Here is a 24341-nt window from a genome sequence, read left to right as displayed (position 1 = left end):
ACAAAACGTTGCTGGCCGTGCTCAGGCCTCTCCGGAGATGGCGTGGATGGGTAACAGAGCGGCACCTAGAGTGACCAGAGAGCCCCTCAGGCCGGACACACGCACCGGTGGGCTGCGCTCGTCCATCACGGTGACCAAGTTGGCGCTGCGCAGGCGGTCGGCCAGCCCTTCGAGCACCTCATGCGGCACCGCACCCGCCAGCACGATGGCGCCGGGGTCGAGCCAAGCGAAGGCGGTGTTGGCGACCACTTCAAGCTGCGCCGCCGCGCGGTCCATCCATTGCGCCAGCACCGGGCGCTGCGCGTCGGAGGCGGGGTCGATCTCGTGGACCGAGGATATGTCGCAGCCGCTCGCCCGGAGAGTGGATATGAGGTCGAGCGGGCTGGGGCGCGGGCGGTTGCCGGGGAACAGGCAGCCGATCTCGCCCGCCACGCCGAACTGGCCGCGTACCAGCCGCCCGTCGACGATCACGCCCGCGCCGATGCCGTAGCCGAGCAGCAGCACCACCACCGTCGAGAATTCGCGCAGCAGGCCGCCCATGTAGAATTCGGCGATGGCGGCGACGTTGGCGTCGTTCTCGATCCACAGCGGCCAGCCGAGTTCGGCGCTCAGGATCTCGCGCAAGGGCGTGCCGCGCCAGCCGGGCATGTCGTCCACCACGCTCCAGCGCTCCCCCTCGGGCGAGAGTGCCGGCCCGGGCACGGCAACGCCGATGCCGAGCATCCTGCGGCCGAGGAGGTCGTGCCGGTCCACCAGTTCGTGCGTCAGCGTGCGCACGCGGCGTGCGAACTGCTTCGGATCGATCGGCGCAATCGTCTCGCGGTGGGTGGCGATGGTGGTGCCCGCGAAATCGACGAGGGCGATGTCGAGCAGCCCCTTGTGCGCCGTCGCCCCCACCGCATAGCCGCCGGTCGGCGCCAGCCGCAGCGGCACGGCGGGGCGACCACGCCCCTGCGCCTCGCCCTCGCTGACTTCCTCGACCACGCCGAGGCTCAGCAGTTCGCGCGAGATGCGGGTGAGCGCGGCGTTGCTCATCTCCAGCCGCTCCGCCAGCGCCGAGCGCGACAGCGCGCCTGCCTTGCGCAGCGCGTGGATGATCCGCCGCTGGTCCTTGTCGAATGTCGGGGTGCCCATGCGCCATCGACTAGCCAATTTATTTATTTTCACAACAATAATTAAAAACGTCACATTGCGCGTCCAGAGGCCCGCGCGTCGCCTTCTCCCGGCGACCCGAAATTCATGAGGGGCCTTATGCTCAAGACCGTTCTCGCCACCGGCGCCGCCTTCGTCGCGCTCGCTACCGCCTTCACCCCCGCCTATGCCGCCGAGGCTGCGGCCGACGCCGCCGCGCCCGATGCCGCCGCGTCCGGCGATGCCACCGGCGACGACATCATCGTCACCGGCTCGACCCGCGCCGAGCGCCGCTTCGACGTGTCCTACGCGGTCAACACGATCTCGCAGGAAGACTTCGAGAAGATCGCGCCGGTCAACTTCGCGGACCTCATCGGCCAGCTTCCCGGCTTCCAGACCGAGATCACCGGCGGCGAAGTGCAGAACATCTACCGCATCCGCGGCCTGCCCAACGACGGCGGCTTCGTCAGCTTCCAGCAGGACGGCCTGCCGCTGTTCCACGAGAACGACGGCGTGTTCTTCCGCGGCGACGCGATCCTCAAGCAGGATCTGATGACCGACCACGTCGAAGTCGTGCGCGGCGGTCCGGCCCCGGTCTACGCCAGCTACTCGGGCGCGATCATCAACGCGATCACCGTGACCGGCGAGGAGGAAGCGCGCGGCAAGGCGCAGGTGACGCTGGGCGACACCGGCCTCTACCGCCTCGACGCCTACCAGGCAGGCAAGCTGGCCAAGGACACCTACTACGCAGTGGGCGGCTTCATCCGCCACCATGACGGCTACCGCGACAACGGCTTCCCCAACGACAAGGGCGGCCAGATCCGCGCCAACATCAAGCACGTCACGGACAACGGGTTCATCAAGCTGAACCTGAACTACGTCAACGACCACAACGTGTTCTACCTGCCGATCCCGACCAATGATCCGCGCGATCCCAGCAAGTCGCTGGACCAGTACATCGACTACTTCAACGGCACGATGAACTCCCCGGCGTTCCGCCACGTCAACCTCAAGTACCGTGACGGCAACGGCCAGATCCAGAGCCGCAACGGTGACCTGTCGGACGGCCGCCACATGCGGATGCTGAACTTCGGGGTCCACTACGAAGGCGACTTCGACGGCTGGCTGGTGACGGCGGCAGCGGGCTACACGCAGGGCAAGAACGACTTCTCGGCGTTCTATTCCACCACCAACCCGGCGGACGGCACCACCTTCGCCAACAGCTACCTCGCCCGCGCGACCACCGCGTTCGGCGCGGTCAGCCGCATGGGCTACGTGCTCGCGGGCACCAACACGGTCTACGATCCCTATTCGGCATCGGGCCTCGTCATGCAGGGCCAGTACCGCGACATCCACTCGAAATTTTACTCGGGCCAGGCCAACCTCTCGGTCGCTCGCAAGTTCGACACCGGCATCGGCACCCACGACATCAAGCTGGGCGTCTACGGCAGCCTCTATGGCGAGGACAGCCGCACGCTCTACCAGAACTACCTGATCGAAGTGGCGGGCGAGCCCCGCACGCTGGACCTCGTCGCCTACAACGCGGCGGGCAACGTGATCGGCAAGGTGACGGACAACGGCGTGCTCAACTACGCCGCGACGCTCAACCAGGGTGACAGCGACGCGAAGATGTTCGCGCTCTATGCCAACGACACCTGGGAGATCGTGCCGGGCCTGCGCATCGACGGCGGCATCCGCCACGAACGCTACAACTACAAGGGCTGGGCCGCGCTCACCACGCAGGCGAACCTCGGCGATGCGACCACGCTGGCCGACGACGCCACCCGCGCCTTCACCGGCGTGATCCTGAACCAGAAGCTCAAGCCCAACGTCACCAACTGGACGGTCGGCGCGAACTACGACTTCTCGGATCACATCGGTGTATACGGCCGCGCCTCGCACCTCGAGACGCCGCCCAACGTCCAGACCGTGATGAGCATCAACCCGACGATCATCACCACCGTCGCCGACCAGTTCGAGGCCGGCCTCAAGCTCGCGTCGGGCCGCTCGTACCTCTACGTCACCGGGTTCTACACCAACTTCGACCCGCTCAACGCCTCGTTCCTCGCCTACGACCCGACCACGGGCCGCAACGACGTGAACGTGCCCTTCATCGGCGAGGCGCAGGTCAAGGGCGTCGAGTTCGACGGTGCCTGGAACGTGGTGCCCTGGTTCACGCTGAACGGCGCGCTGACCATCAGCGATCCGAAGTACAAGAACTTCCAGAGCGCGACGGGCGCCGATCCGGAACAGGCCGAAGGCAACCAGATCGTCCGCCAGCCGAAGGTCTACGGCAACATCCGCCCGAGCTTCGACTTCACCACCGGCGACACCGACGTGTCGATCTATGGCCGCTACACCTACATGGGCAAGCGCTACGTCGACCTCTACAACAACACCGCGCTGCCCGCCTACGGCACCGTGGGCGCGGGCGTGACGGTGAAGCACGGGACGTGGCAGTTGCAGGTCGTCGGCGACAACCTGTTCAACGCGCACGGCCTGACCGAAGGCAACACCCGCACCGACTCGCTGGCCGGTCAGGGCAGCGCCGAGGCGATCTACGGGCGTCCGATCTTCGGCCGCAACTTCCGCCTCGTCATCGGCAAGTCCTGGTAAGACGGGCGGAACGATGAAGCGGATGGCGGTGATGGCTGCTGCGGCGGCGCTTTCCTTCACGACGGTCCCGGCTTCGGCCGGGGCCCCCGATACCGGTATCGTAAGGGACACGGTGGCGGAAAGCCTGTCGAAGCGGCTGTTCCCGCTGCTCGACGCACTGGGGCACGATCCTGCGGCGCTCAACGCGCTGCAGGCCCGGCCCGAAGTCGCCGCCATGCTGCGCGCCCGGTACGACCGGCGCGCGGCCTGCGGCACGGACGTCGGCTGCGTGGCGCAGGCGATGATCTGGACCGACGGCGAGGCGCAAGTCCTCGCCGCCGCCGTTCCGGGACAGGGCATGGACGACGGCGCCGCCGCGCAAGCCGCGCGCGAGATCGCGGGTGTCAACGCCATCGTGCGGACCTACGGGCTCGGGCAGGTTCCCGCCTACCCGCAGATCGACGGTGCGGGCACGATCGACCCGCAGGAAGCCCGCTCGCGCCTCCAGGCCGCCGCGTGGCTCTCGCAGACGGTGCGGGCGGGATCGGTACAGGCGCTCGATCCCAGCATCGACTTCGCCCTCGCCCTCCTCGACGGCAGCGACCGCACCGATGCCATCGGCTACGAGCCGCTGCTCGGCGGGCTCAACGCTCCGGCCATGAAGCGTGCCAAGGGCCTCGACTGGAAGCGTTTCCGCTACAGCGCGATGATCGTCACCGGGGTCGGCCCGGAAGTGGACGACATGCCGCTCAGCCCCTTCGGCAAGTACCACATGCGCCTTGCCGCGCAGCGCTTCGCGGCAGGCGACGTGCCGTTCCTGATCCTCACCGGCGGCCGCGCCCACCCGCGCGCCACCCGCTTCGCCGAGGCCGAGCAGATGCGCCGCGCCCTTATCGATCGCTACGGCGTCCCCGCCGAGGCCATCGTCATCGAGCCTTACGCGCGCCACACCACCACCAACCTGCGCAACGCCACCCGCCTGCTCATGGCGATGGGCGCGCCGCTGGACAGGGACGCGCTGATCGTCTGCAATCCCGCCCAGAGCGCGATGATCGAGAACCCGGAGTTCGTGGCGCGCAACCAGCGCGAACTGGGCTACCAGCCCGGCAGGATCGGCGCCCGCGTTTCGCCCACAGAACTGGAATTCCGCCCCTCCGCCCAGTCCGCGCGCGTCGACCCGCGCGACCCGCTCGACCCCTGATCCGGAGCCTGCCGATGCGTTCCCTCCTCCTTGCCGCCGCAGCCGCACTCGCCCTCAGCCCCGCCGCTGCGCAGGCGTGGGGCGGCACCGGCCATACCGTGATCGACCGCGCCGCGATCGAGGCCATCCCCGAGGACGGCCCGATCTTCCTGCGCAAGTACGAGGACTATATCGGCGCTTCCGCCTCGCTGCCGGATTCGTGGCGCGGCAACTCGGAGAACTTCTCCAAGATCGAGGAAGACCCCAACCATGGCTGGTTCCGCGAGCAGTTCACGTTCGTGAAGCCGATCCCGCGCTCGCGCTACGAATTCGTGCTGGCGCTCTACAAGCACTACGAGAAGATCAAGGACAGCGACCCCGCCACCGCCGCGCGCACCAACGTGCGCTGGACCGGCACGCTGCCTTACGCCGCCATCGAATCCTACGACCGCCTCGTCACCTGCATGCGCTACGTGCGCAAGGCGCAGGCTGAAGGCGGCGACGTCTCGGTGCCCGAGCAGCACTGCGCCTTCCAGGTCATCCGCCTCGGCCACTACATCGGCGACGGCGCCAACCCGATGCATGATTCGATCAGCAGCGACGGCTGGCGCGGCCCCAACCCGCACAGCTTCACCACCGACCGCACCGTCCACGGCCGGTTCGAGAGCCGGTTCGTCGACGGCATGAAGCTCACCGTAGCCGACATCGCCCCGCGCATCGGCAAGCCCGGCCACGTCACCGGCGACATGTTCGACGCGGTGCTGGCCTATCTCGACACCTCGGGCGACAGGCTGGAAGCGGTCTACACGCTGGAAAAGCGAGACGGTTTCGCCAACTTTGCCGACAAGGACGTGCGCGCGATGGTCTACGAGCGCACGGCGGCGGGCGCGGCGATGCTGCGCGACATGCTCTGCCGCGCCTGGGCCGAAAGCGCGACGCCGCCCGCGACGGTCGAGCCCTCTCCGATCGACTTCGCCAATCCGAAGTTCAACCCCGAGACCGGCTCGGCACCCGACTGAGCTCTGCGGTCCAGCGCGGCGCGCACCCGTGCGTGCCGCGCATGGCCCATCCCGAAGCGCCGCAGCAGCGCTATGGCGCAGAGCGCGCCCGCGAAGGGCACCCCGATCCCCAGCGCCAGCATCCCGGCCTCCACGCCCGCCGTCTGGGCCTGTCCGGGCACATAGCCCAGACCGCCGAGCACCCAGCCGATCAGCGCGGTCGCCGCCGCCCCGCTGGCCTTCACGGCGACGAGATAGAACGCGAAGAGCCCCGTCTCCAGCCGCCGCCCATGCCGCAGCGCCACGAAGTCCACCGCGTTCGCCAGCAGCCCCCAGGGCAGCATGAAGACCGAGGCAAGCCCGAAGCCGATCACCGCCGCGCAGCCCAGCAGCGCCTCGGGCGACCTCAGGCACAGCGCGAAGAGCACCAGACCCACCGCGCTCACCCCATGCCCCATCGCCAGCAGCCGCGCCTGATCGACGCGGCTCGTCAGCGCCGTCCAGCACAGCACCCCGGCGAACTGCCCCAGCGTCATCGCCAGCATCAGCGTGGCAACGAGGTCGGGCCGCTCGACCACGTAAGTCCCGATGTAGAGCATCATCCGCCCGAAGCTCGGCATCGCGAAGCCGGTGACGAGCGCGAGCAGCCCCATGCCCATGACCAGCGGATCGCGCAGCGGCACGCGGATGCCGTCCTGCGCCGCGTCGCGCGGACTGGAACGACTCCCGCCAGACGTCAGCACGCAGGCGATCATCGTCAGCGCGAACAGTCCGCCCGCCACCGCGCCCGTCACCGCCAGCGCATCGAAGGCGCGGCTGCGCGCGGCATGCTGGACGAGCGGCGTCAGGATCATCGCGACGCACAGCGAACTCGCGGTGCTGAACAGCAGGCGATAGCCCGAGACCCGCCCGCGCGAACGGCTGTCGCTCGTCATCTGGGCCATCAGTGCGTTGTGCGGCACGTCGATCACCGCATAGGCCCCGCGAAACACCAGCATCGCCCCCGCCAGCAGCCAGCCTTCGCGCAGGCCGGAAGCGGGCATGGCATAGAGCATCGCGAAGGCCATCGCGCAGGGCACCGTCCCCGCCGAGACAAGCCAGCGATAGCCCCTGCCGCCGCGCCGCAACCGGATCACCAGCGCCGCGGCGACAAGATCGAACACGAGGTCGCCCGCCAGCGCCACCAGCATCAGCGATCCCGCCGCCGTGGCGGACAGGCCGATGAGGTCGGTCATCAGGAACAGGATCGTCATGTCCGCCCCGGCAAAGACGAGCGCCTTGCCGAAATTCCCCGAGGAATAGGCGAACAGTCGCGCTTCGCGGCCGACGACGGCCAGGGCGCGGGTGGAGCGGTGGTTCATGGGATCGTTCGAATCGCTGGAGGCCGCCCCGCGGCTAGCCCCGCTTCATGACGCTATTGCGACGAATATGTCGGCAACACGCGCGAAAACAGCCCCTGAAAGGGCATATAAAACCAGCGATTTGAGGAAGTTGGATGCCCCGCGAGGATTCGAACCTCGATAGACGGAATCAGAATCCGTAGTCTTACCATTAGACGACGGGGCAACCGGAGGGCGCCCTTTAGGAGGGGTTCTGATTCGGGTCAAGCGTCTAGATGCATAGAAATGTGCGCCCCTTGCTCCTTTGGCTGCAGGGCGTTAGCATCGACGTCAGGTGCCCGCCCGATCGGCGGGAAGACATTTGAACGAGTATCATGAATATGGCGGACCAAGATCCGCCGGTTGCCAAAGTCGAAGTGTCGGGAAAAGCCGAAGCGCCGGGTCGTCCGTCGCGGCGGCGCAAGGGCCGCAGGGGCAAGGCGAAGACGCCGGCAAGCCCCCAGCCGCCCGGCACGAAAGCCAAGGGAAAGGCGCGCCGGAATGGCAGCGCCGCCAAGACCGAGGCAGGCAAGGCGCCGCGCGCAGAGAACCAATCCGGTCGGCCAGAAGCCGCCGCTCCGCCTCCGGTTTCAGCTCCGGTATCGGGCCCGGGTTCGGGCCCAGTTTCGGGTAGGGCTCCGACGCTGCCGGTCCTCACGGGCCAGCCGTCGGGTCGGCAGGCCTATGCCGCGATCGACCTCGGCACCAACAACTGCCGCCTGCTGATCGCGCGTCCTTCGGGTGAGAACTTCACCGTGATCGACGCCTTCAGCCGCGTCGTGCGGCTGGGTGAGGGCATAGCGCAGTCGGGCCGCCTGTCCGACGCGGCGATGGAGCGCACGCTGTCGGCGCTGCGCGTCTGCGCGGACAAGCTCATGCGCCGCAACGTCTATCTCGCCCGCTCGGTGGCGACCGAGGCGTGCCGCCGCGCCGCCAACGGGCCGGAATTCATCGAGCGCGTGCGGCAGGAAACCGGCATCGCGCTCGACATCATCTCCGCCCGCGAGGAGGCGCGGCTAGCCGTGCTCGGCTGCCATGTGCTGCTGGAGGACGGCCTTGGCCCGGCGATGATCTTCGACATCGGCGGCGGCTCGACCGAACTGGTGCTGATCGAGAGCACCGGCACCGTACCGCGCATCCTCGACTGGCAGAGCGTGCCCTGGGGCGTCGTCTCGCTTACCGAAAGCTGCGGCCCGGAAGGCGACACCCAGGCCGAACGCCTCGAACGCTACCGCCACATGCACAGCCTCGTGGCGGAGAGCTTCTCGGCCTTCTCCAAGCGCGTCGGCCCGGCGCGCGAGAGCGCGTGCCAGGACGGCCCGCTGCGGCTGCTCGGCACCAGCGGCACCGTGACCACGCTCGCCAGCCTGCACCTCGAACTGCCGCAGTACGACCGGCGCATGGTCGACGGGCTGATCGTCCCCGCCGAATCGATGCGCGGGATCAGTTCACGGCTGTCCTCCATGGCGATCGAGGAACGGCGCGAACTCAACTGCATCGGGCGCGAGCGAGCCGACCTCGTCGTCGCCGGCTGCGCCATCCTCGAAGCCATCCTCGACCTGTGGCCCGCCGCGCGCCTCGGCGTCGCCGACCGCGGCATCCGCGAGGGCATCCTGCGCAGCCTGATCGCCACGCACTCGCCCGGTCCCGCATCTGGAATCCGAAACATGACCGACACCATCCGCAACGCAGTCCACGCCCGATGAGCCGCTCCGGCCGCGATCCCGGCGAGCGGCTGAAGACCGCCAAGAAGCGCTCGACCAGTTCGGCGCGCTGGCTCACGCGCCAGCTCAACGACCCTTACGTGAAGAAGGCCAAGGCTGACGGCTACCGCAGCCGCGCGGCCTACAAGCTGCTGGAACTCGACGAGAAGTTCGAGCTGTTCAAGGGCGTGGAGCGCGCCGTCGACCTCGGCATCGCGCCCGGCGGCTGGAGCCAGGTGCTGCGCCTCAAGCGCCCCAAGGCCAAGATCGTCGGCATCGACCTGCTGCCGACCGACCCGATCGAGGGCGTCACCATCTTCGAGATGGACTTCATGGCCGACGAGGCCCCGGCGGCGCTCGACGGCGCACTGGAAGGCGCGCCCGACCTCGTGATGTCGGACATGGCGGCCAACACGGTGGGCCACAAGCAGACCGACCACCTGCGCACCATGGGCCTCGTCGAGACGGCGGCAGACTTCGCCATCCAGTACCTTGCGCCGGGCGGCACCTTCATCGCCAAGGTGCTGGCGGGGGGCACGGATACGCAGCTTCTGGCGTTGCTCAAGAAGCACTTCACCAGCGTCAAGCACGCCAAGCCGCCCGCCAGCCGCAAGGACTCGTCCGAGTGGTACGTGATCGCCAAGGGCTTCAAGGGGCGCGAGGACGCGGCCTGAGACGCGGCTGGGTTGCGTCGCTGCGCTCGCAATGACGAAGTGAGATAGTTCCTCCCCGAGCTTGTCTCGGGGAGGGGGACCGCCGCCGCAGGCGGTGGTGGAGGGGGAGAGTTCGGGAAATTCCCCCTCCGTCAGCGACTGCGTCGCTGCCACCTCCCCGAGACAAGCTCGGGGAGGAACAAGGGCAAGGACAAAAGAAAAGGGCGGCGCCTTGCGGCACCGCCCTTTCCCGTATCTGCTCGGCAGGAACCGAGAAGAAGATTACTTGAGCTCGACGGTGCCGCCGGCTTCTTCGATCTTCTTCTTGATTTCTTCGGCTTCAGCCTTCGAAGCGCCTTCCTTGACGGCCTTCGGAGCGCCTTCGACCAGAGCCTTGGCTTCAGCCAGGCCCAGACCGGTGATGGCGCGGACTTCCTTGATGACGTTGATCTTCTTGCCACCGTCGCCGGTGAGGATCACGTCGAATTCGGTCTTCTCTTCAGCAGCGGCGCCAGCGTCGCCACCGGCAGCCGGAGCGGCAACGGCGACGGCAGCAGCGGCGGAAACGCCCCATGCTTCTTCGAGAGCCTTGGCGAGGTCAGCGGCCTCGAGGACGGTCAGCTGCGACAGTTCTTCAACAAGCTTGGCGATATCGGCCATGATTATAACTCCTGATCTGTGGTCCCGAAGACCGCCTCATGCGGCAACGGGATAAATCGTTAGAAACGTTCTGCTTAAGCGAGCGCTCAGGCAGCCTTGTCGGCGTAGGCAGCGAAGACGCGAGCCAGCTTGGCCGCCGGGGCGGTCTGCAGCTGGGCGATCTTGGTCGCCGGAGCCTGAACGAGGCCGATGAGCTTGGCGCGCAGTTCGTCGAGCGAGGGCATCGAGGCGAGAGCCTTGACACCTTCGGGGGTCAGAACCTGCGAACCCATCGCGCCGCCGACGATCTCGATCTTGTCGGTCGTCTTGGCGAATTCGACGACGGCCTTCGCGGCTGCAACGGGGTCCACCGAAGAGGAGATACCCGTGGGGCCGGTCAGGAAGTCGCCGATACCGACGTAGTCGGTGTCCGCGATGGCAAGCTTGGCAAGACGGTTCTTCGCAACCTTGTAGGTCGCGCCCGCATCACGCATCTTTCCGCGCAGGGCGGTGGACTGGGCCACCGTCATGCCGAGGTTGCGGGTGACGACCACCGCGCCGGCCTCGGAGAAGACCGCGTTGAGCGAGGCGACCGATTCGGCTTTCTGCGAACGATCCATGCCATACTCCTTCACAATGGCCGCAAGGGGCGAACCCCAGACGGCCGGCTACGTATTGTCCGAAGCGCCAAAGGCACTCCGGGCGAGTCCGTCGAAGGGGAAGGAGTTTCGTGCCTGAGCACGAAGTTGGCACCACGCTCCAAGGAGCCTGGGCCGGGTGATTTCCTTGTCCCCGTCTAGGCTGCGAATTAAGAGGGGAACCCTCAGCAGCGGTCTCGGACGGATGATCGGCGGGAATCACCCCGTCGGTCAGGGCGGGCCAATGACGGATGAGGCAGGGAAAGTCAAGCGCGGCGCGCGCCTAGTGGCTGCCGTTCGCCGCGCTCCAGGCCGATGCCGCCTGCTGCGCCTGCAAGACCTGATCCTGGGTCGGCGTGTCGCTGTCGTCGTCTGGCGTGGGGATGGAGCAGTATGCGGTCATCAGGATGCCCGCCGACCACAGCAGCGCGTGCCAGCGGCTGCGGAAGACATGCGCGATCTTTATGCCGAACATGCGCGCAGCATAACGCCGATCGGTTAAGACTCCGTGCCGCCCTTTCGCGGGCCCCTCACTTCGTCATTGCGAGCGCAGCGAAGCAATCCATGATGGGCGCATGGCTCTGGATTGCTTCGCTGCGCTCGCAATGACGGACGGGGAAGCGGATCAGCCTTCGGTTCCCGCCTCGCGCTTGAGGTCGTAGAGGATCTCCAGCGCATCGCGCGGCGACAGGGCATCGACGTCCATGTCTCGCAGCTTGTCGCGCAGGGTGTCGCACTGTTCCTCGCGCACATCCTGCGCGGCGGCGAACAGCGGCAGGTCGCCGAGGCCCGCCGCGAGGCCACCAGTCTCGGCGCGACCCTTCTCCAGCTTTTCCAGCACCGACTTGGCACGGCTGATGACCTTGGGCGGCACGCCCGCCAGCCGCGCGACGGCAAGGCCGTAGCTGCGGTCCGCCGGGCCTTCGGACAATTCGTGAAGCAGGACGAGTTCACCCTTCCATTCCCGCGCGCGGACGTGGTGGAGCGAGAGCGCCTCGCAGGTCTCGGCCAGCCGCGCGAGTTCGTGGTAGTGCGTCGCGAAGAGGCAGCGGCAGCGGTTGCTCTCGTGTACCGCCTCGGCCACCGCCCATGCCAGCGCGAGGCCGTCATAGGTGGACGTGCCGCGCCCCACTTCGTCGAGGATGACGAAGCTCTTCTCGCTCGCCTGCGCAAGGATGGCGGCGGTCTCCACCATCTCGACCATGAAGGTCGAACGTCCGCGCGCGAGGTTGTCGGAGGCGCCGACGCGGCTGAACAGGCGGTCGACCATGCCGATCCTCGCGGACTTGGCAGGCACGAAACCGCCCGCCTGCGCCAGCAGCACGATCAGCGCGTTCTGCCGCAGGAACGTCGATTTACCGCCCATGTTGGGGCCGCCGATCAGCCAGAGCCGGTCGTGGCTGGCAAGGCGGCAGTCGTTGGCGACGAAACGCTCGCCCTGCGCCTTCAGCGCCGCTTCCACCACCGGATGGCGCCCGCCCTCGATATCGAGCGAGAGGCCGTCGACCACCTGCGGGCGCGTCCAGCCGCCCTCAGCGGCGCGCTCGGCCTGCCCGGCGGCAACGTCGATGCGGGCGAGCGCGGCGGCGGTGCGGGCGATGGCGCGACGGGCGGCGACGGCTTCGGCCACCAGCCCCTCGAAATGCGCTTCCTCGGCGGCGAGGGCATGCCCGCCCGCCTCGGTGATGCGTGCGGCTTCCTCGTGCAGCGCCAGCGCATTGAAGCGCATCGCGCCTGCCATCGTCTGGCGGTGCGAGAAGCCGCTCTCGGGCTCCATCAGCTTGTCGGCATGGCGCTGCGGCACTTCGATGAAGTAGCCGAGCACGTTGTTGTGCTTGATTTTGAGCGAGGCAACGGCGGTCTCGTCGCGGTACTTCGCCTCCAGCGCGGCGATGGCGCGGCGGGCATTGCCCGACATGACGCGCAGTTCGTCGAGCGCGGCGTCGTAGCCGCTGGCGATGTAGCCGCCCTGCCCGCGCTCGGTCGGCGGCGTCTCCACCAGCGCGCGGGCGAAGTGATCGACGAGCGCACCGTGGCCGCCGAGATCGGGCAGCACCCGCTCCAGCAGCACCGGCAGGTCGTCCCGTCCCGACAGCCGCTCGCCGATGCGGCGCGCACCACTCAGGCCGTCACGCAGCTGGCCGAGGTCGCGCGGAGAGCCGCGTCCCGCCACCACGCGGCCCAGTGCGCGGCTGACGTCGGGCAGCGCCCGCAGCGCTGCGCGCATGTCCTCGCGCAGCAGGGCATCGCCGTGGAGCCATTCGACCAGTTCGAGCCGCTCGGCGATGGCCATGCGGTCGGTCAGGGGCGCGGAGAGATCCTCCGCCAGCTGGCGTGCGCCCGCGCCGGTGACACAGCGGTCGATGGCGTCGATCAGGCTGCCCTTGCGCCCGCCCTGCGCGGCTTCGAGAATCTCCAGGCTGGCGCGCGTGGCCTCGTCCATCGCCAGCGCGGCATCACCGGCCCGCGCCTCGGGCGGCAGCAACAGCGGCAGCGAGCCGCGGCCCACATGGTCGAGATAGGCGATGAGCCCCCCCGCCGCCGCCAGCATCGCCCGCGTGAACGCGCCGAAGCCGTCGAGCGTCGCGACACCATGGACCAGCTTCAACCGCGCATCGCCGCCGTCGGAAGAGAACTCGTGCGCCGAACGCCGGATCGCCGCTTCGGGGGCACTCTCCCAGCCGTCGGGCACCACCAGTTCGCTCGCGCCCAGACGCGCCAGCGCCGCCGCCAGCCGCTCGGGATCGCACTCCTCCAGCTCCATGCGACCGGTGGAGATGTCGCAGGCCGCAATGCCGACGATCCCGCGCACTTCGCAGGCCGCCGCCAGCACATTGGCGCGGCGCGGCTCCAGCAGCGATTCCTCGGTCAGCGTGCCCGCCGTGACGAAGCGCACGATGCCGCGCGCGACCAGCGACTTGGAGGCCCGGCCTTCCTTGCGGGCGCGCTCCTTGGCCTCGGCGGGAGTCTCGGTCTGCTCGGCGATGGCGACGCGGCAGCCCGCCTTGATGAGGCGGGCCAGATAGCCCTCCGCCGCATGGACGGGCACGCCGCACATCGGGATCGGCTGCCCCAGATGCTCGCCCCGCGTCGTCAGGGCGATGTCGAGCACCTGGGCCGCGATCTTCGCGTCCTCGAAGAACAGCTCGAAGAAGTCGCCCATGCGATAGAACAGCAGGCAATCGCCCGCTTCCTCACGCAGTGTCAGATACTGCGCCATCATCGGAGTCGCGCCGGAAGTCATACGAGCAGCGTTAGCGGCGCACCTGTCATTTTGGGAAGCGCCCGAAACCCGCCTTTCCCCTATCGCGTGAGCCTAACATCCGTTAGTGCCCCTTCCCGAAACCGGGAGGCCCACTTTGTCCGACAAGTCCAAGGTCCAGTTCACCGACCGCGAAGCCCTGTTCTACCACCAGACCCAGCGTCCGGGTAAGATCGAGATCATCGCCAGCAAGCCGATGGCGACCCAGCGCGACCTCAGCCTCGCCTACTCGCCCGGCGTCGCCGTGCCGGTGCAGGCCATCGCCGACGATCCCGCCACCGCCTACGACTACACCGCCAAGGGCAACCTCGTCGCGGTCATCTCGAACGGCACCGCGATCCTCGGCATGGGCAACCTCGGCGCGCTGGCGTCGAAGCCGGTGATGGAAGGCAAGGCCGTCCTGTTCAAGCGCTTCGCCGACGTCGATTCCATCGACATCGAACTGGCCAGCGAGGACACCGAGGCGCTGATCGAGGCCATCGCGATGATGGAACCCAGCTTCGGCGGCATCAACCTCGAGGACATCAAGGCCCCCGAGTGCTTCATCATCGAGCAGACCCTGCGCGAGCGGATGAACATCCCGGTCATGCACGACGACCAGCACGGCACCGCGATCATCGCGGCGGCGGGCCTCATCAACGCCTGCCTCATCACCGGCCGCAAGCTCGACGAGATCAAGGTCGTGGTGAACGGCGCCGGCGCCTCGGCGCTGGCCTGCACCTCGCTCATCAAGTCGATGGGCGTGAAACATGAGAACGTGCTCGTCTGCGACACCAAGGGCGTGATCTACCCGGGCCGCGAGCGCGTGGACCAGTTCAAGTCCACTCACGCGGTCATGACCGACCGCCGCACGCTGACCGAAGCACTCGTCGGCGCGGATGTCGTCCTCGGCCTGTCGGCCAAGGGCGCGATCACGCAGGACATGGTGAAGTCGATGGCGCCCGAGCCGATCATCTTCGCGATGGCCAACCCGGACCCGGAGATCACTCCCCCCGACGCCAAGGCCGTGCGCCCCGACGCCATCGTCGCCACCGGCCGTTCGGACTATCCGAACCAGGTCAACAACGTCCTCGGCTTCCCGTTCATCTTCCGCGGCGCGCTTGACGTGCGGGCGACCGCGATCAACGAGGAGATGAAGATCGCCGCCGCCACCGCCATCGCCGAACTCGCGCGCGAGCAGGTGCATGAGGACGTCGCGGCAGCCTATGGCGAAGCGCAGCAGTTCGGTCGCGACTACATCATCCCCGCTCCGTTCGACCCGCGCCTGATGGAAGTCGTGCCGATGGCCGTCGCCCGCGCGGCGATGGAATCGGGCGTCGCGCAGAAGCCGATCGAGGACTTCGAGGCCTACCGCGACCAGCTCAAGGCGCGCCTGAACCCCACCACGTCGGTACTGACGCGCGTCTACGAGCAGCTCAAGGCCAATCCCAAGCGCGTGATCTTCGCCGAGGCCGACAACGAAGTCGTCCTGCGCGCCGCGATCCAGTTCCGCGAGTTCGGCTACGGCGAACCGATCCTCGTCGGCCGCACGCAGGTCATCCATGAGCGCATGGCGGAACTCGGCGTCCACAATCCCGAGAGCTACATCATCGAGAACTCGATGGTCTCGGAACATGTCGAGCCGATGGTGGAGATGCTCTACGAGCGCCTCAAGCGTCGCGGCTTCCTCAAGCGCGACGTGCAGCGCATGTGCAATACCGACCGCAACATCTTCGCGGCGGGCCTGCTCAAGCTGGGCGCCGGTGACGCGATGATCACCGGCGTGACTCGCCCCTTCGCGCAGTCGATGAAGGAAGTGCGCCGCGTGCTCGACCCGGCGGAGGGCAAGCTGCCCTTCGGCATCCACATGCTGGTCGGCAAGAACCACACCGTGTTCATGGCCGACACCACGATCAACGAGCGTCCCACCGCCGAGGAACTGGTGGTGATCGCGAAGGAGACCGCCGCCGTCGCCCGCAAGCTGGGCCACGAACCGCGCGTCGCCTTCCTCAGCTACTCGACCTTCGGCAACCCGGCGGGCAAGTGGCTTGAGGCCACGCGCGAGGCGATCCACCTGCTCGACGAGCAGGAAGTCGATTTCGAGTACGAGGGCGAGATGGCCCCCGACGCGGCGCTGAACCCGAAGATCATGGAGCTTTATCCGTTCTGCCGCCTCACCGCGCCGGCCAACGTGCTCATCATGCCGGGGCTCCAGTCGGCCAACATCTCGGCCAAGCTGCTCAAGGAGATCGGCGGCACGCCCGCGATCGGTCCGATGCTGCTGGGCATGGAAAAGCCGGTGCAGGTCGCGCCGATGACCGCCATCGCGCCCGACGTACTGACGCTCGCCGCGCTGGCCGCGGCAGGCATCACCGGCTGATAATGGAAATGCGAGGGATGGGGCCCTGCGGCCCTATCCCTCGATCCGGCGGCGCTTGCCGCGACGGGCGGCGGCGACGATCACCGCGCTGCCCAGAAGTATCCCCGATACCATCGTTCCAACGGCAAGAAGCCCGGCCGGACTGAAGTCCGCCCGGGCTTCTGCGCTGAAGCTCTTGCCGATGCGCACCACGGCGCTGGTGATCTGGCGATCTTTCGAGAGGCTCATGCCCTCCCGATTACCACAGCACCCCATGCTTGTCAGGCTGGACCGGGGCGGGCGCTTCCTCGCCGATGCACTGGAGCAGGTCGATCTCGATCGTGCGGCACATGGCGTTGAGCGGCAGGTCGTGGACATCGTTGGCGAAGGGATCCACCAGATCGTCACCGATCGCCAGCACGGCGAGGAACATCAGGCCCGCGATGGTCGATCCCAGCGGCGTCGCGAACTGCAGCGTCTCGACCAGACCGATCGGCAGCAGCACGCAGAACAGGTGCGTGAACACTTCCGGGATGAAGCGGTACTGGAAGGGCAGCGGCGTATTCTTGAGCCGCTCCATGCCGCCCTGCGAGTTGGCGATATCGACGAGGACCGCCTCCATCTGCGCCTGCTGGATGGTGTCGATCCAACCCGCGCGCCGCGCCTCGTCGATGCGGCGGCCGGTACCGTCGAGGATGCCGTTGGCGACATTCACGCGCTGAAGCGCCAGATCCTTCTCATGCTTGGGAAGGAGGCGCAGCACGTCCTCGTCCTGCGGCAGCCGGCGAAGCTGGCAGCGCAGCGCGTTCACATAGGCGATCTGGCGATAGATGATCTGCTTCTTGAGTTCCGACGCCTCGGGGTCCGGCATGAAGTTGCGCGCCGCACGCGAAATGTTGCGGCTGGCATTGATCATCAGCCCCCACAGCCCGCGCCCTTCCCACCAGCGCTGGTAGGCCGAGTTGCTGCGAAAGCCGAGGAACAGCGCGAGTGCCGAACCGAACAGGGTGATCGGCAGTTCGGGCGCCTTGAAGGGGAGGATATAGTACGTGATCGTGACGATCACGTCCCATACGAACAGCAGGCCCAGGGGTTTCCAGATCTCCCGGACGACCCGGGTGGAACTCGGTATCTTGGCGACGATCATTGGGTCTTGGCAGGCTCCACGCTCACGGGTGCGGCAGCGGCCGGGCCGACCTTGGGAGCGCTTTCGGTCGAACGAGCCATCGCGATCGAGGTTCCGGTCGCGGGACGGATCGAGAACCAGTCGACCCGGTCGACGGCGACCAGGAAGGCCAGCACGCCACAGCCGAACAGAAACAGAAGGCCATTGCCGATAAACGATTCGCGCAGGCGGGCGCGGTCAGCGTCAGTCATGTTGCGCATTGGGGGGATCTCCATGAACGGGCGAAACATCAGGTTCGCCACAAGATTGGGGATCACCGATTTCGATTGCATCATCGGAATGCGACAAAGCTTTGCTGCGCTGCGGTATATCGGTGTGCAGTGCAACAGTGGAGACAGAATGCAGCCACACTTCGTTGCGCAGCGCTGATTTTGCTCGGAAAGGTTGCCGCCCGATGAACGGGAGAGCACCTCAAAACGGCAGCGAGGTCCGCGCCAGAATGAGAGCGAGCGCGCATCCGCCCACGACGAGCGGACGAAGCCAGTCCGCTCGTGAGGTGCGCAGGGGAACCTGCGTGAAGGCGAGAATGCGACCCATGCGTGCAGTCTTGCACGCATGGTGGTTTACAAAGCGTTAAGTCCGATCACGGCGAAAGCCTCAGATCGAGGGCATCTGCTGGCTGGAACAGTGGAACGACCCGCCGCCTGCCAGCACCGCATCCGCCATGACGCCCACGGTGTCGCGGTCAGGGAACAGCGCGGCGATGGCGGCCACGCCTTCCTCGTCGTGTGCGGTGCCGTAGATCGGCACAACCACCAGCTTCGAGGTGATAGCGAAATTCATGTAGCTGGCAGGCTCGATGCGCCCGTCCGTCTCGACGCGGCCCGGCGAGGGGACTTCGGCGACGGTCACGCCCATGGCCTCGGCCCGCGCCTTGGCATCGGCGTAGATCGCGGCGTTGGGATCGTCCTTGCCGGTCGCGCGCGGCAGCGCCAGCACATTGGGCGCCACGAAGCGGGCGAGGTTGTCGACGTGGCCGTCCGTATGGTCGTTGATGAGGCCGTCACCCAGCCACAGCACGCGGTCGTAGCCGAGGTCGCGCTCCAGCCGCATTTCCAGATCGGCGCGGGTCAGGTGCGGATTGCGGTTGGGGTTGAGCAGGCACTGCTCGGTCGTCGCGACAAGGCCGGTGCCGTCCCCGTCGAGCGCGCCGCCTTCGAGGATCCAGTCGCCGGTCTCGACGTCCAGCCCGGCCTCGCGGGCCAGTTCCTCGCCGATCTCCTGATCGCCGTCCATCAGGTACTTGCCGCCCCAGCCATTGAAGCCGAAACGCATCGCCTTGCGGTGGCCCCCAGAACCTTTGGGCCTGTCCATCGTCACCAGCGGCCCGGTATCGCGCAGCCAGACGTCGCCGTAGCGGCGCGTCTCCAGCTTCACCTTGCCCGATACGAGTTCACTCGCCCGCGCGCGGTTCGTCTCGTCGCGGACGAGCAGGCGCACTTCCTGCCCGCTCTCGGCGACGGCGCTGGCGAAGGCCGCCATCTGTTCCTGCGCCTGCTCCAGAAAGCCGGGCCACTCGACCGGATCGTGCGGAAAGCCGATCCAGATCCAGTCCTGCGGGGTCCATTCGGGCGGAAGAGCGAAAGTCACTTGGTGTTGCATCCCTTGGTCGCAGCGGTGCAGGCCTTGTCGCGGATGGCGCGGAATTCGTCGCCCTGCCGCCAGTTGGGCCACATCGAGCCATCTGCCAGTTCGCGGCCCAGATCGTAGAGCAGTTCCACGTCCTGCGTGATCCCGCTCCAGTCCCAGGCGTCCGAATACTGGTCGCTAGGCGCGTGGTAGTGGTCGTCGGTATAGGCCTGCGCGATCTTCTCTCCGGCAGCGGTGCCGCCTTCGACAAGGTCGTTGCTGCGCTCGATGTTGAACATCGGCACGCCGCGCTTGGCCAGGCTGAAGTGGTCGGAACGGTAATAGCCGCCGCGCTCCGGGTGATCCTCGGGCACGTCGGTCAGGCCGCGCGCGGTCAGCGCCTTGCGGTAGAAGTCGCCCAGCTCCGACTTGTCGCCGCCGGTCTGGGTGTAGGACTTCGCCCGGCCCGCAGGCAGCAGCGCATCCATGTTGACGCCGCCGACGGTGTGGTCGAGCGGATAGATCGGGTTGGCGGCGTAGTACTCGGAACCGAGCAGGCCCGATTCCTCCAGCGTCAGCGCGACGAAGACCTGGCTGCGCTCTGCAGCACCCGCCTCGGCGTTCATCTTGGCGATGGCGGTCATCGCGGCGACGCCGTCAGCATTGTCGACCGCGCCGTTGCAGATATCGTCGCCGGTCTTGTCCGCCGTGCAGTGGCCCAAGTGGTCCCAGTGCGCCGAATAGAGCACGACCTCGTCGGGCCGGGTCTTGCCGGGCAATACGCCGACAACGTTGTTGGAAGTGGACCGGCGGATCGCGTTGTCGAACCCGAAGCCGACCTTGAGGCCAAGCGGCACCGCCTTGAACCCCTTGGTCTGCGCCGCCTTCGTCAGCGCGGCCAGATCCTTGCCCGCAGCCTTGAGGATCGCCTCGGCCACCGGCTTCTGCACCCAGCCGTTGGCGACAGTCTGGTCCATGCCGTCATTGGGCGACTGCACGTAATACTGCGCGCCGGTCCAGCTGGAGTTGACGACGTTCCAGCCATAGGCGGCGGGGAACGTGTCATGCACGATCAGCGCGGCGGTCGCGCCTTGCCGCGCGGCTTCCTCGAACTTGTAGGTCCAGCGGCCGTAATAGGTCATGCGGCGGCCCTTGAAGAGGCCCTGCTCGCCCTCGTCGGCATAGTCCGGGTCGTTGACGAGGATGACCGCCGTCTTCCCCTTCATGTCGATGCCCGCGTAATCGTTCCAGCCCAGTTCCGGCGCATTGATGCCGTAGCCTACGAAGACCAGCTCGCTGTCCTTCACCTGCGTCTTGGGCGTCACGCGGTAGCTGGCGGCCACGTAGTCGGTGGCGGGCTTGAACGACAGCGCCTTGCCCGCGCCGGTGACGGTGAGCGGGGTGTACTTGTCGCCGGTGATCTCCACCGTCGGGACGGGCTGGAGCCACTCGCCCTTGTTTCCCGGCTGGAGGCCCGCAGCCTTGAACTGCGCCACGATGTAGTCGAGCACCTTGGGCTCGACCGGAGTGCTGGGCGCGCGACCCTCGAAATCGTCGGCGGCAAGGCGCTTGGTGATCTGCTTCATCAGCTCCACCGGCACGTCCGGCTGCGCGCCCGCATCGGCAGGGGGCTTGAGCGCGGTGCCCTTGGGCAGCGGCTGGGCCGAACTTGCGGCGGCAGCGCCGAGCGCCAGCACGGCGACGAGGGAGAGGAAAGGCTTCATGGGGGGACGACCTCTGCTTGAACGCGCGCACAGGTGCCAGAGCGGGCGAGCGGGGACAAGGTATTCGTCATCCGTCTTGCCCTTGGCGGCGGGCACAGGCAGGAAGCCTGCCATGAGTGCCGACTGGACCAGTGCCATCGCCCGGGCCCGCGCCCATGCCCCCTTCCTCGCGACCGCGCTCGACCGGCTTCCGGCGCTGACCGAACTGCTCGCCGCAGGTGACGGCGACGCCGCGCTCGCCCTTGCCCGCGCGGCTGGGGACGGCGTGACGGACACCGCCTCGGCCCTGCGCCGTGAAAGACAGGCGCTCTCGCTCGCGCTCGCCATAGGCGACCTCGCGGGCGCGTTCCCGCTGCTCGATGTCACCGGCGCGCTTTCCGCCTTCGCCGACCGGGCGCTCGACGCCGCGATCGTCGCGGGAATCCGCCGCCGCGTGCCGGATTACGATCCCTCCGATCCCAAGGGTTTCTTCGCCCTGGCGCTCGGCAAGCATGGTGCTGGGGAACTCAACTACAGCTCGGACATCGACCCGATCCTGCTTTTCGACCCGCTCGTCCTCCCCCGCCGCGAGCGCGACGAACCCGGTGAGGCGGCGCAGCGCGTGGCGCGGGCGGTGGTGGAGATCCTGTCTCGCGTCGATCATGAGGGCTATGTCTTCCGCGTCGACCTGCGCCTGCGTCCTGCCTCCGAGGTCAGCCCGCTGGCGATCCCGGTGGAAGGTGCGCTGTCGCACTACGAATCCTCCGCGCTGACGTGGGAGCGGGCGGCCTTCATCCGGGCGCGGTCCTGCGCCGGGGATGTCGCGGCGGGAGAGGCGTTTCTGGCCGCGATCCGGCCTTTCGTCTGGCGCCGAAGCCTTGATTTCGGGGCAATTGCGGAGATCGGCCGCCTCACTGCGCAGATCCGCGCCAGCACGCGGGGAAGCCCGGAAGTCGGCCCCGGTTTCGACCTCAAGAAAGGCCGCGGCGGCATTCGCGAGATCGAATTCTACGCCCAGACCCACCAGCTGATCCACGGCGGCCGCCACCCCGCCCTGCGCCTTCGGGGCACCCGCGAGACGCTGGATGCGCTCGCACAGGGGGGACTGATCGACACCGAGGAAGCACTGAGCCTGGGCCAAAGCTATGACAGACTGCGCACGATCGAGCACAGGCTGCAGATGATGCAGGACCAGCAGACCCACAGCCTGCCGAAGACGCCGGAGGGCATCGACGCCGTCGCCCGGCTCGACGGCCTGCCCGATGGACAGGCCCTGCTCGACGAACTTACCGCGATCACGCAGGCGGTGGGCGACCGTTACGACTCGCTCATCATGGCCAACACCCCGACTGGCGCGGTGCCGGTATCGGTGCCCGACCAGTCGACCCTGCCCGAGGATCTGGAAGCCCTGGGCTTCGCCGATCCCGCCGGGCTTGCCGCGCGGATCGAGGGGTGGCTGGGCGGCAAGGTCCGCGCGCTGCGCTCCGAGGCCGCGCGCACTGCCTTTGCCGCGATCGGGCCCGACCTGCTCACCGCGCTCGCCGCCGCGCCTGATCGGGAGCGCGCTATGGCGCGCTGGGAGCAGCTGCTCGGCAACCTGCCGAGCGCGATCAACCTGTTCAATCTGCTCCAGGCACGCCCCGCGCTGATCGAGATGCTGGCGCGCATCCTCGGCCTCGCCCCGCCGCTGGCCGATGCGCTGGCCCGCCGCGCCGACCTGCTCGACCCGCTGATCGATGCCAGCGCCTTTGACCTCCCCGGCCCGGTCACGGAGATCGTCGCCGAACTCACCCGGTTCGAGGCGGGCGACGACTACGAGCGCAAGCTCGATGCAGTCCGCCGCAAGGTGGGCGAGATGCGCTTCAAGCTGGGCGTCCAGCTGATCGAGGGCGCCAACGACCCGCTCGCCGTCGGCCACGCCATCGCCCGCATCGCCGAGGCCGCGCTGGTGGTGCTGACCGACGCGACGGTCGAGGAATTTCGCGGCGCGCATGGGGCGGTGGCCGAAAGCGAGATGCTCGTGCTCGGCCTCGGCCGCATGGGCGGCGGGGTGCTCACCCACGCCTCCGACCTCGATCTGGTATACTTGTTCAGTGGCGACTTCCGCCGCGAATCCGATGGCCGCCGCCCGCTGGGGGCGACGCACTACTACAACCGCCTGTCGCAGCGGGCGATCTCCGCGCTTTCGGTGGCGACCGCGCAGGGCGCGCTGTTCGAGGTGGACACCCGCCTGCGCCCCTCCGGCGAGCAGGGTCCGCCCGCCGCCAGCCTGGAGAGTTTCGAGACCTACCAGCGCGAACAGGCATGGACATGGGAGCACATGGCGCTGTGCCGCGCGCGTCCGCTCTATGGCTCGGCGGCAGGGCGCGAGGCGTTGGCCCAAGTCGTGCGCAGCGTCCTCACCGCCCCGCGCGACGCCGCGAAGCTGCGCGCCGACGTGCTGGAAATGCGCGAGAAGATGGCCCGTCACAAGCCGCCGGGCGGCCCGCTCGACGTCAAGCTGATGCGCGGCGGGCTCGTCGATCTGGAGTTCATCGTCCACTTCGTCCAGCTGCGCGAACGCGGGCCGGGGCTGGACCCCGACCTTGGCGAAGCGGTCCGCGCGCTCGCCGCCGCCGGGCTGCTGCCCGAGGCGCTGGTCGGCGCGCACGATGCGCTGACCCGCCTGCTTGTCGCCGGGCGGCTGCTCGCCCCCGACGCGCAGATGCCCGGCCCCGCCGCTTGTCTGGCCCTCGTGCGCGCATGCGGCTATGGCGACCGCGACGCGCTCGAAACCGACATCGCGCAGGCCCGCCGCCACGTCGCGGCGGCATGGGCGCAGGCCTTCGGCGAAGCACTGGAGATTGACGCATGACCACCCCCGAAAGCGGCCGTCCGCACATCGGCGACACCTTCCCCGACATCGCGCTCGAAACCCCCGAAGGCGGCAGCGTGAAGGCATCGGACTTCGCAGGGCAAAAGCTCGTCGTGTTCTTCTATCCCAAGGACGCGACGCCGGGCTGCACCACGGAAAACATCGATTTTTCGGCGCTCAAGGCGGAATTCGACGCAGCCGGAACGGCGCTGCTCGGCGTCAGCAAGGATTCGGCGAAGAAGCACCAGAACTTCATCGCCAAGCATGACCTGAAGGCTCCGCTTGCCACCGATGCGGAGGAGAACGGCCTGTCCGACGCGCTCGGCATCTGGACCGAGAAGCAGAACTATGGTCGCACCTACATGGGCATGGTGCGCACCACGTACCTGATCGGCGCGGACGGTAAAATCGCGCAAGTCTGGGACAAGGTGAAGGTCAAGGACCACGCCGCCAAGGTGCTGGAAGCCGCCAAGGCGCTTTGATTTCTCGACGACCCAGCGCCCTGCCGAGGGG

18 protein-coding genes, 1 tRNA gene and 1 pseudogene are annotated in these 24341 nt (G+C 67.9%); 8 read left to right on the top strand and 12 right to left on the bottom strand.

The window, feature by feature from the left end; all coding sequences use genetic code 11:
* Positions 1-21: 21 nt before the first annotated feature.
* The gene (locus tag LO787_RS20560; protein WP_232492838.1) at positions 22-1134 is read right to left on the bottom strand and encodes an ROK family transcriptional regulator; all 1113 of its coding nucleotides are present in this window, start codon (positions 1132-1134) and stop codon (positions 22-24) included.
* Between the two features lie 117 nt (positions 1135-1251).
* Between LO787_RS20560 and LO787_RS20555 the strand changes: the two genes are divergently transcribed.
* The 3 genes from LO787_RS20555 to LO787_RS20545 are packed head-to-tail and all read left to right on the top strand — an operon-like array spanning position 1252 to position 5925.
* Positions 1252-3747 carry a TonB-dependent receptor gene (locus LO787_RS20555; RefSeq protein ID WP_232492837.1) on the top strand — a complete coding sequence of 832 codons (2496 nt, stop codon included), beginning with the start codon at positions 1252-1254 and terminating at the stop codon, positions 3745-3747.
* Between the two features lie 22 nt (positions 3748-3769).
* Positions 3770-4927 carry a YdcF family protein gene (locus LO787_RS20550; RefSeq protein WP_338045435.1) on the top strand — a complete coding sequence of 386 codons (1158 nt, stop codon included), beginning with the start codon at positions 3770-3772 and terminating at the stop codon, positions 4925-4927.
* 14 nt (positions 4928-4941) lie between these two features.
* Positions 4942-5925 carry a phospholipase C/P1 nuclease family protein gene (locus tag LO787_RS20545; protein WP_232492835.1) on the top strand — a complete coding sequence of 328 codons (984 nt, stop codon included), beginning with the start codon at positions 4942-4944 and terminating at the stop codon, positions 5923-5925.
* Between the two features lie 113 nt (positions 5926-6038).
* Here LO787_RS20545 and LO787_RS20540 read toward each other — a convergent pair.
* Positions 6039-7157, bottom strand: a pseudogene (locus tag LO787_RS20540) (MFS transporter); the annotation flags it as partial.
* A gap of 239 nt (positions 7158-7396) precedes the next feature.
* Positions 7397-7470 (bottom strand) — tRNA-Gln (locus LO787_RS20535).
* A gap of 154 nt (positions 7471-7624) precedes the next feature.
* On the opposite strand from LO787_RS20535, the gene LO787_RS20530 reads away from it, so the two are divergent.
* Both LO787_RS20530 and LO787_RS20525 read left to right on the top strand, forming a co-directional pair.
* Positions 7625-8989, top strand: coding sequence for a Ppx/GppA phosphatase family protein (locus LO787_RS20530; RefSeq protein WP_232492834.1), 1365 nt, complete (start codon positions 7625-7627; stop codon positions 8987-8989).
* The gene (locus LO787_RS20525; RefSeq protein ID WP_232492833.1) at positions 8986-9660 is read left to right on the top strand and encodes an RlmE family RNA methyltransferase; all 675 of its coding nucleotides are present in this window, start codon (positions 8986-8988) and stop codon (positions 9658-9660) included. The genes LO787_RS20530 and LO787_RS20525 overlap by 4 nt, the downstream gene beginning before the upstream one ends.
* A 261-nt stretch (positions 9661-9921) precedes the next feature.
* Here the strand turns inward: LO787_RS20525 and rplL are convergent, their stop codons facing one another.
* The 4 genes from rplL to mutS form a co-directional block, all read right to left on the bottom strand.
* On the bottom strand, positions 9922-10299 hold the full coding sequence (gene rplL, locus LO787_RS20520) for a 50S ribosomal protein L7/L12 (RefSeq protein ID WP_232492832.1): 378 nt from the start codon (positions 10297-10299) through the stop codon (positions 9922-9924).
* Between the two features lie 86 nt (positions 10300-10385).
* The gene (gene rplJ, locus LO787_RS20515) at positions 10386-10898 is read right to left on the bottom strand and encodes a 50S ribosomal protein L10 (protein ID WP_232492831.1); all 513 of its coding nucleotides are present in this window, start codon (positions 10896-10898) and stop codon (positions 10386-10388) included.
* A gap of 301 nt (positions 10899-11199) precedes the next feature.
* Positions 11200-11391: a hypothetical protein gene (locus LO787_RS20510; RefSeq protein ID WP_232492830.1), complete on the bottom strand. Its 192-nt coding sequence runs from the start codon at positions 11389-11391 to the stop codon at positions 11200-11202.
* 150 nt (positions 11392-11541) lie between these two features.
* Complete coding sequence (gene mutS, locus LO787_RS20505) at positions 11542-14160, bottom strand: DNA mismatch repair protein MutS (RefSeq protein ID WP_232492829.1); 2619 nt, start codon at positions 14158-14160, stop codon at positions 11542-11544.
* A gap of 115 nt (positions 14161-14275) precedes the next feature.
* On the opposite strand from mutS, the gene LO787_RS20500 reads away from it, so the two are divergent.
* The gene (locus LO787_RS20500; protein ID WP_232492828.1) at positions 14276-16537 is read left to right on the top strand and encodes an NADP-dependent malic enzyme; all 2262 of its coding nucleotides are present in this window, start codon (positions 14276-14278) and stop codon (positions 16535-16537) included.
* Between the two features lie 33 nt (positions 16538-16570).
* Here LO787_RS20500 and LO787_RS20495 read toward each other — a convergent pair whose 3' ends face one another.
* The 5 genes from LO787_RS20495 to LO787_RS20475 form a co-directional block, all read right to left on the bottom strand.
* Positions 16571-16765: a hypothetical protein gene (locus LO787_RS20495; RefSeq protein ID WP_232492827.1), complete on the bottom strand. Its 195-nt coding sequence runs from the start codon at positions 16763-16765 to the stop codon at positions 16571-16573.
* A 10-nt stretch (positions 16766-16775) separates the two neighbouring features.
* Entirely contained in the window at positions 16776-17663 is an 888-nt protein-coding gene (locus tag LO787_RS20490) for a bestrophin family protein (protein ID WP_232492826.1), read from the bottom strand.
* Complete coding sequence (locus tag LO787_RS20485) at positions 17660-17977, bottom strand: hypothetical protein (RefSeq protein WP_232492825.1); 318 nt, start codon at positions 17975-17977, stop codon at positions 17660-17662. The genes LO787_RS20490 and LO787_RS20485 overlap by 4 nt, the downstream gene beginning before the upstream one ends.
* A 322-nt stretch (positions 17978-18299) precedes the next feature.
* Positions 18300-19304 (bottom strand): agmatine deiminase family protein, encoded by a 1005-nt coding sequence (locus tag LO787_RS20480; protein ID WP_232492824.1) that lies wholly within the window; start codon positions 19302-19304, stop codon positions 18300-18302.
* Complete coding sequence (locus LO787_RS20475; protein WP_232496385.1) at positions 19289-20995, bottom strand: M28 family metallopeptidase; 1707 nt, start codon at positions 20993-20995, stop codon at positions 19289-19291. The genes LO787_RS20480 and LO787_RS20475 overlap by 16 nt, the downstream gene beginning before the upstream one ends.
* Positions 20996-21107: 112 nt before the next feature.
* Between LO787_RS20475 and LO787_RS20470 the strand changes: the two genes are divergently transcribed.
* Together LO787_RS20470 and LO787_RS20465 are read left to right on the top strand one after the other, a co-directional pair.
* On the top strand, positions 21108-23828 hold the full coding sequence (locus LO787_RS20470) for a bifunctional [glutamine synthetase] adenylyltransferase/[glutamine synthetase]-adenylyl-L-tyrosine phosphorylase (RefSeq protein WP_232492823.1): 2721 nt from the start codon (positions 21108-21110) through the stop codon (positions 23826-23828).
* A complete protein-coding gene (locus tag LO787_RS20465) occupies positions 23825-24310 on the top strand; it encodes a peroxiredoxin (protein WP_232492822.1) in 486 nt (161 codons plus the stop codon). The genes LO787_RS20470 and LO787_RS20465 overlap by 4 nt, the downstream gene beginning before the upstream one ends.
* Positions 24311-24341: the final 31 nt, after the last annotated feature.

Origin of the sequence: Novosphingobium kaempferiae (genome assembly GCF_021227995.1) — a bacterium.
Lineage (GTDB): Bacteria > Pseudomonadota > Alphaproteobacteria > Sphingomonadales > Sphingomonadaceae > Novosphingobium > Novosphingobium kaempferiae.
The sequence above is the reverse complement of the archived record's forward strand: the minus strand, read 5'-3'. Positions and strand labels throughout refer to the sequence as shown.

Coding starts and splice junctions, on each gene's coding strand:
- LO787_RS20560 (WP_232492838.1), bottom strand. CDS start 1,134: ATGGGCACCCCGACATTCGACAAGGACCAGCGGCGGATCATCCACGCG.
- LO787_RS20555 (WP_232492837.1), top strand. CDS start 1,252: ATGCTCAAGACCGTTCTCGCCACCGGCGCCGCCTTCGTCGCGCTCGCT.
- LO787_RS20550 (WP_338045435.1), top strand. CDS start 3,770: ATGGCGGTGATGGCTGCTGCGGCGGCGCTTTCCTTCACGACGGTCCCG.
- LO787_RS20545 (WP_232492835.1), top strand. CDS start 4,942: ATGCGTTCCCTCCTCCTTGCCGCCGCAGCCGCACTCGCCCTCAGCCCC.
- LO787_RS20530 (WP_232492834.1), top strand. CDS start 7,625: ATGGCGGACCAAGATCCGCCGGTTGCCAAAGTCGAAGTGTCGGGAAAA.
- LO787_RS20525 (WP_232492833.1), top strand. CDS start 8,986: ATGAGCCGCTCCGGCCGCGATCCCGGCGAGCGGCTGAAGACCGCCAAG.
- rplL (WP_232492832.1), bottom strand. CDS start 10,299: ATGGCCGATATCGCCAAGCTTGTTGAAGAACTGTCGCAGCTGACCGTC.
- rplJ (WP_232492831.1), bottom strand. CDS start 10,898: ATGGATCGTTCGCAGAAAGCCGAATCGGTCGCCTCGCTCAACGCGGTC.
- LO787_RS20510 (WP_232492830.1), bottom strand. CDS start 11,391: ATGTTCGGCATAAAGATCGCGCATGTCTTCCGCAGCCGCTGGCACGCG.
- mutS (WP_232492829.1), bottom strand. CDS start 14,160: ATGACTTCCGGCGCGACTCCGATGATGGCGCAGTATCTGACACTGCGT.
- LO787_RS20495 (WP_232492827.1), bottom strand. CDS start 16,765: ATGAGCCTCTCGAAAGATCGCCAGATCACCAGCGCCGTGGTGCGCATC.
- LO787_RS20490 (WP_232492826.1), bottom strand. CDS start 17,663: ATGATCGTCGCCAAGATACCGAGTTCCACCCGGGTCGTCCGGGAGATC.
- LO787_RS20485 (WP_232492825.1), bottom strand. CDS start 17,977: ATGATGCAATCGAAATCGGTGATCCCCAATCTTGTGGCGAACCTGATG.
- LO787_RS20480 (WP_232492824.1), bottom strand. CDS start 19,304: ATGCAACACCAAGTGACTTTCGCTCTTCCGCCCGAATGGACCCCGCAG.
- LO787_RS20475 (WP_232496385.1), bottom strand. CDS start 20,995: ATGAAGCCTTTCCTCTCCCTCGTCGCCGTGCTGGCGCTCGGCGCTGCC.
- LO787_RS20470 (WP_232492823.1), top strand. CDS start 21,108: ATGAGTGCCGACTGGACCAGTGCCATCGCCCGGGCCCGCGCCCATGCC.
- LO787_RS20465 (WP_232492822.1), top strand. CDS start 23,825: ATGACCACCCCCGAAAGCGGCCGTCCGCACATCGGCGACACCTTCCCC.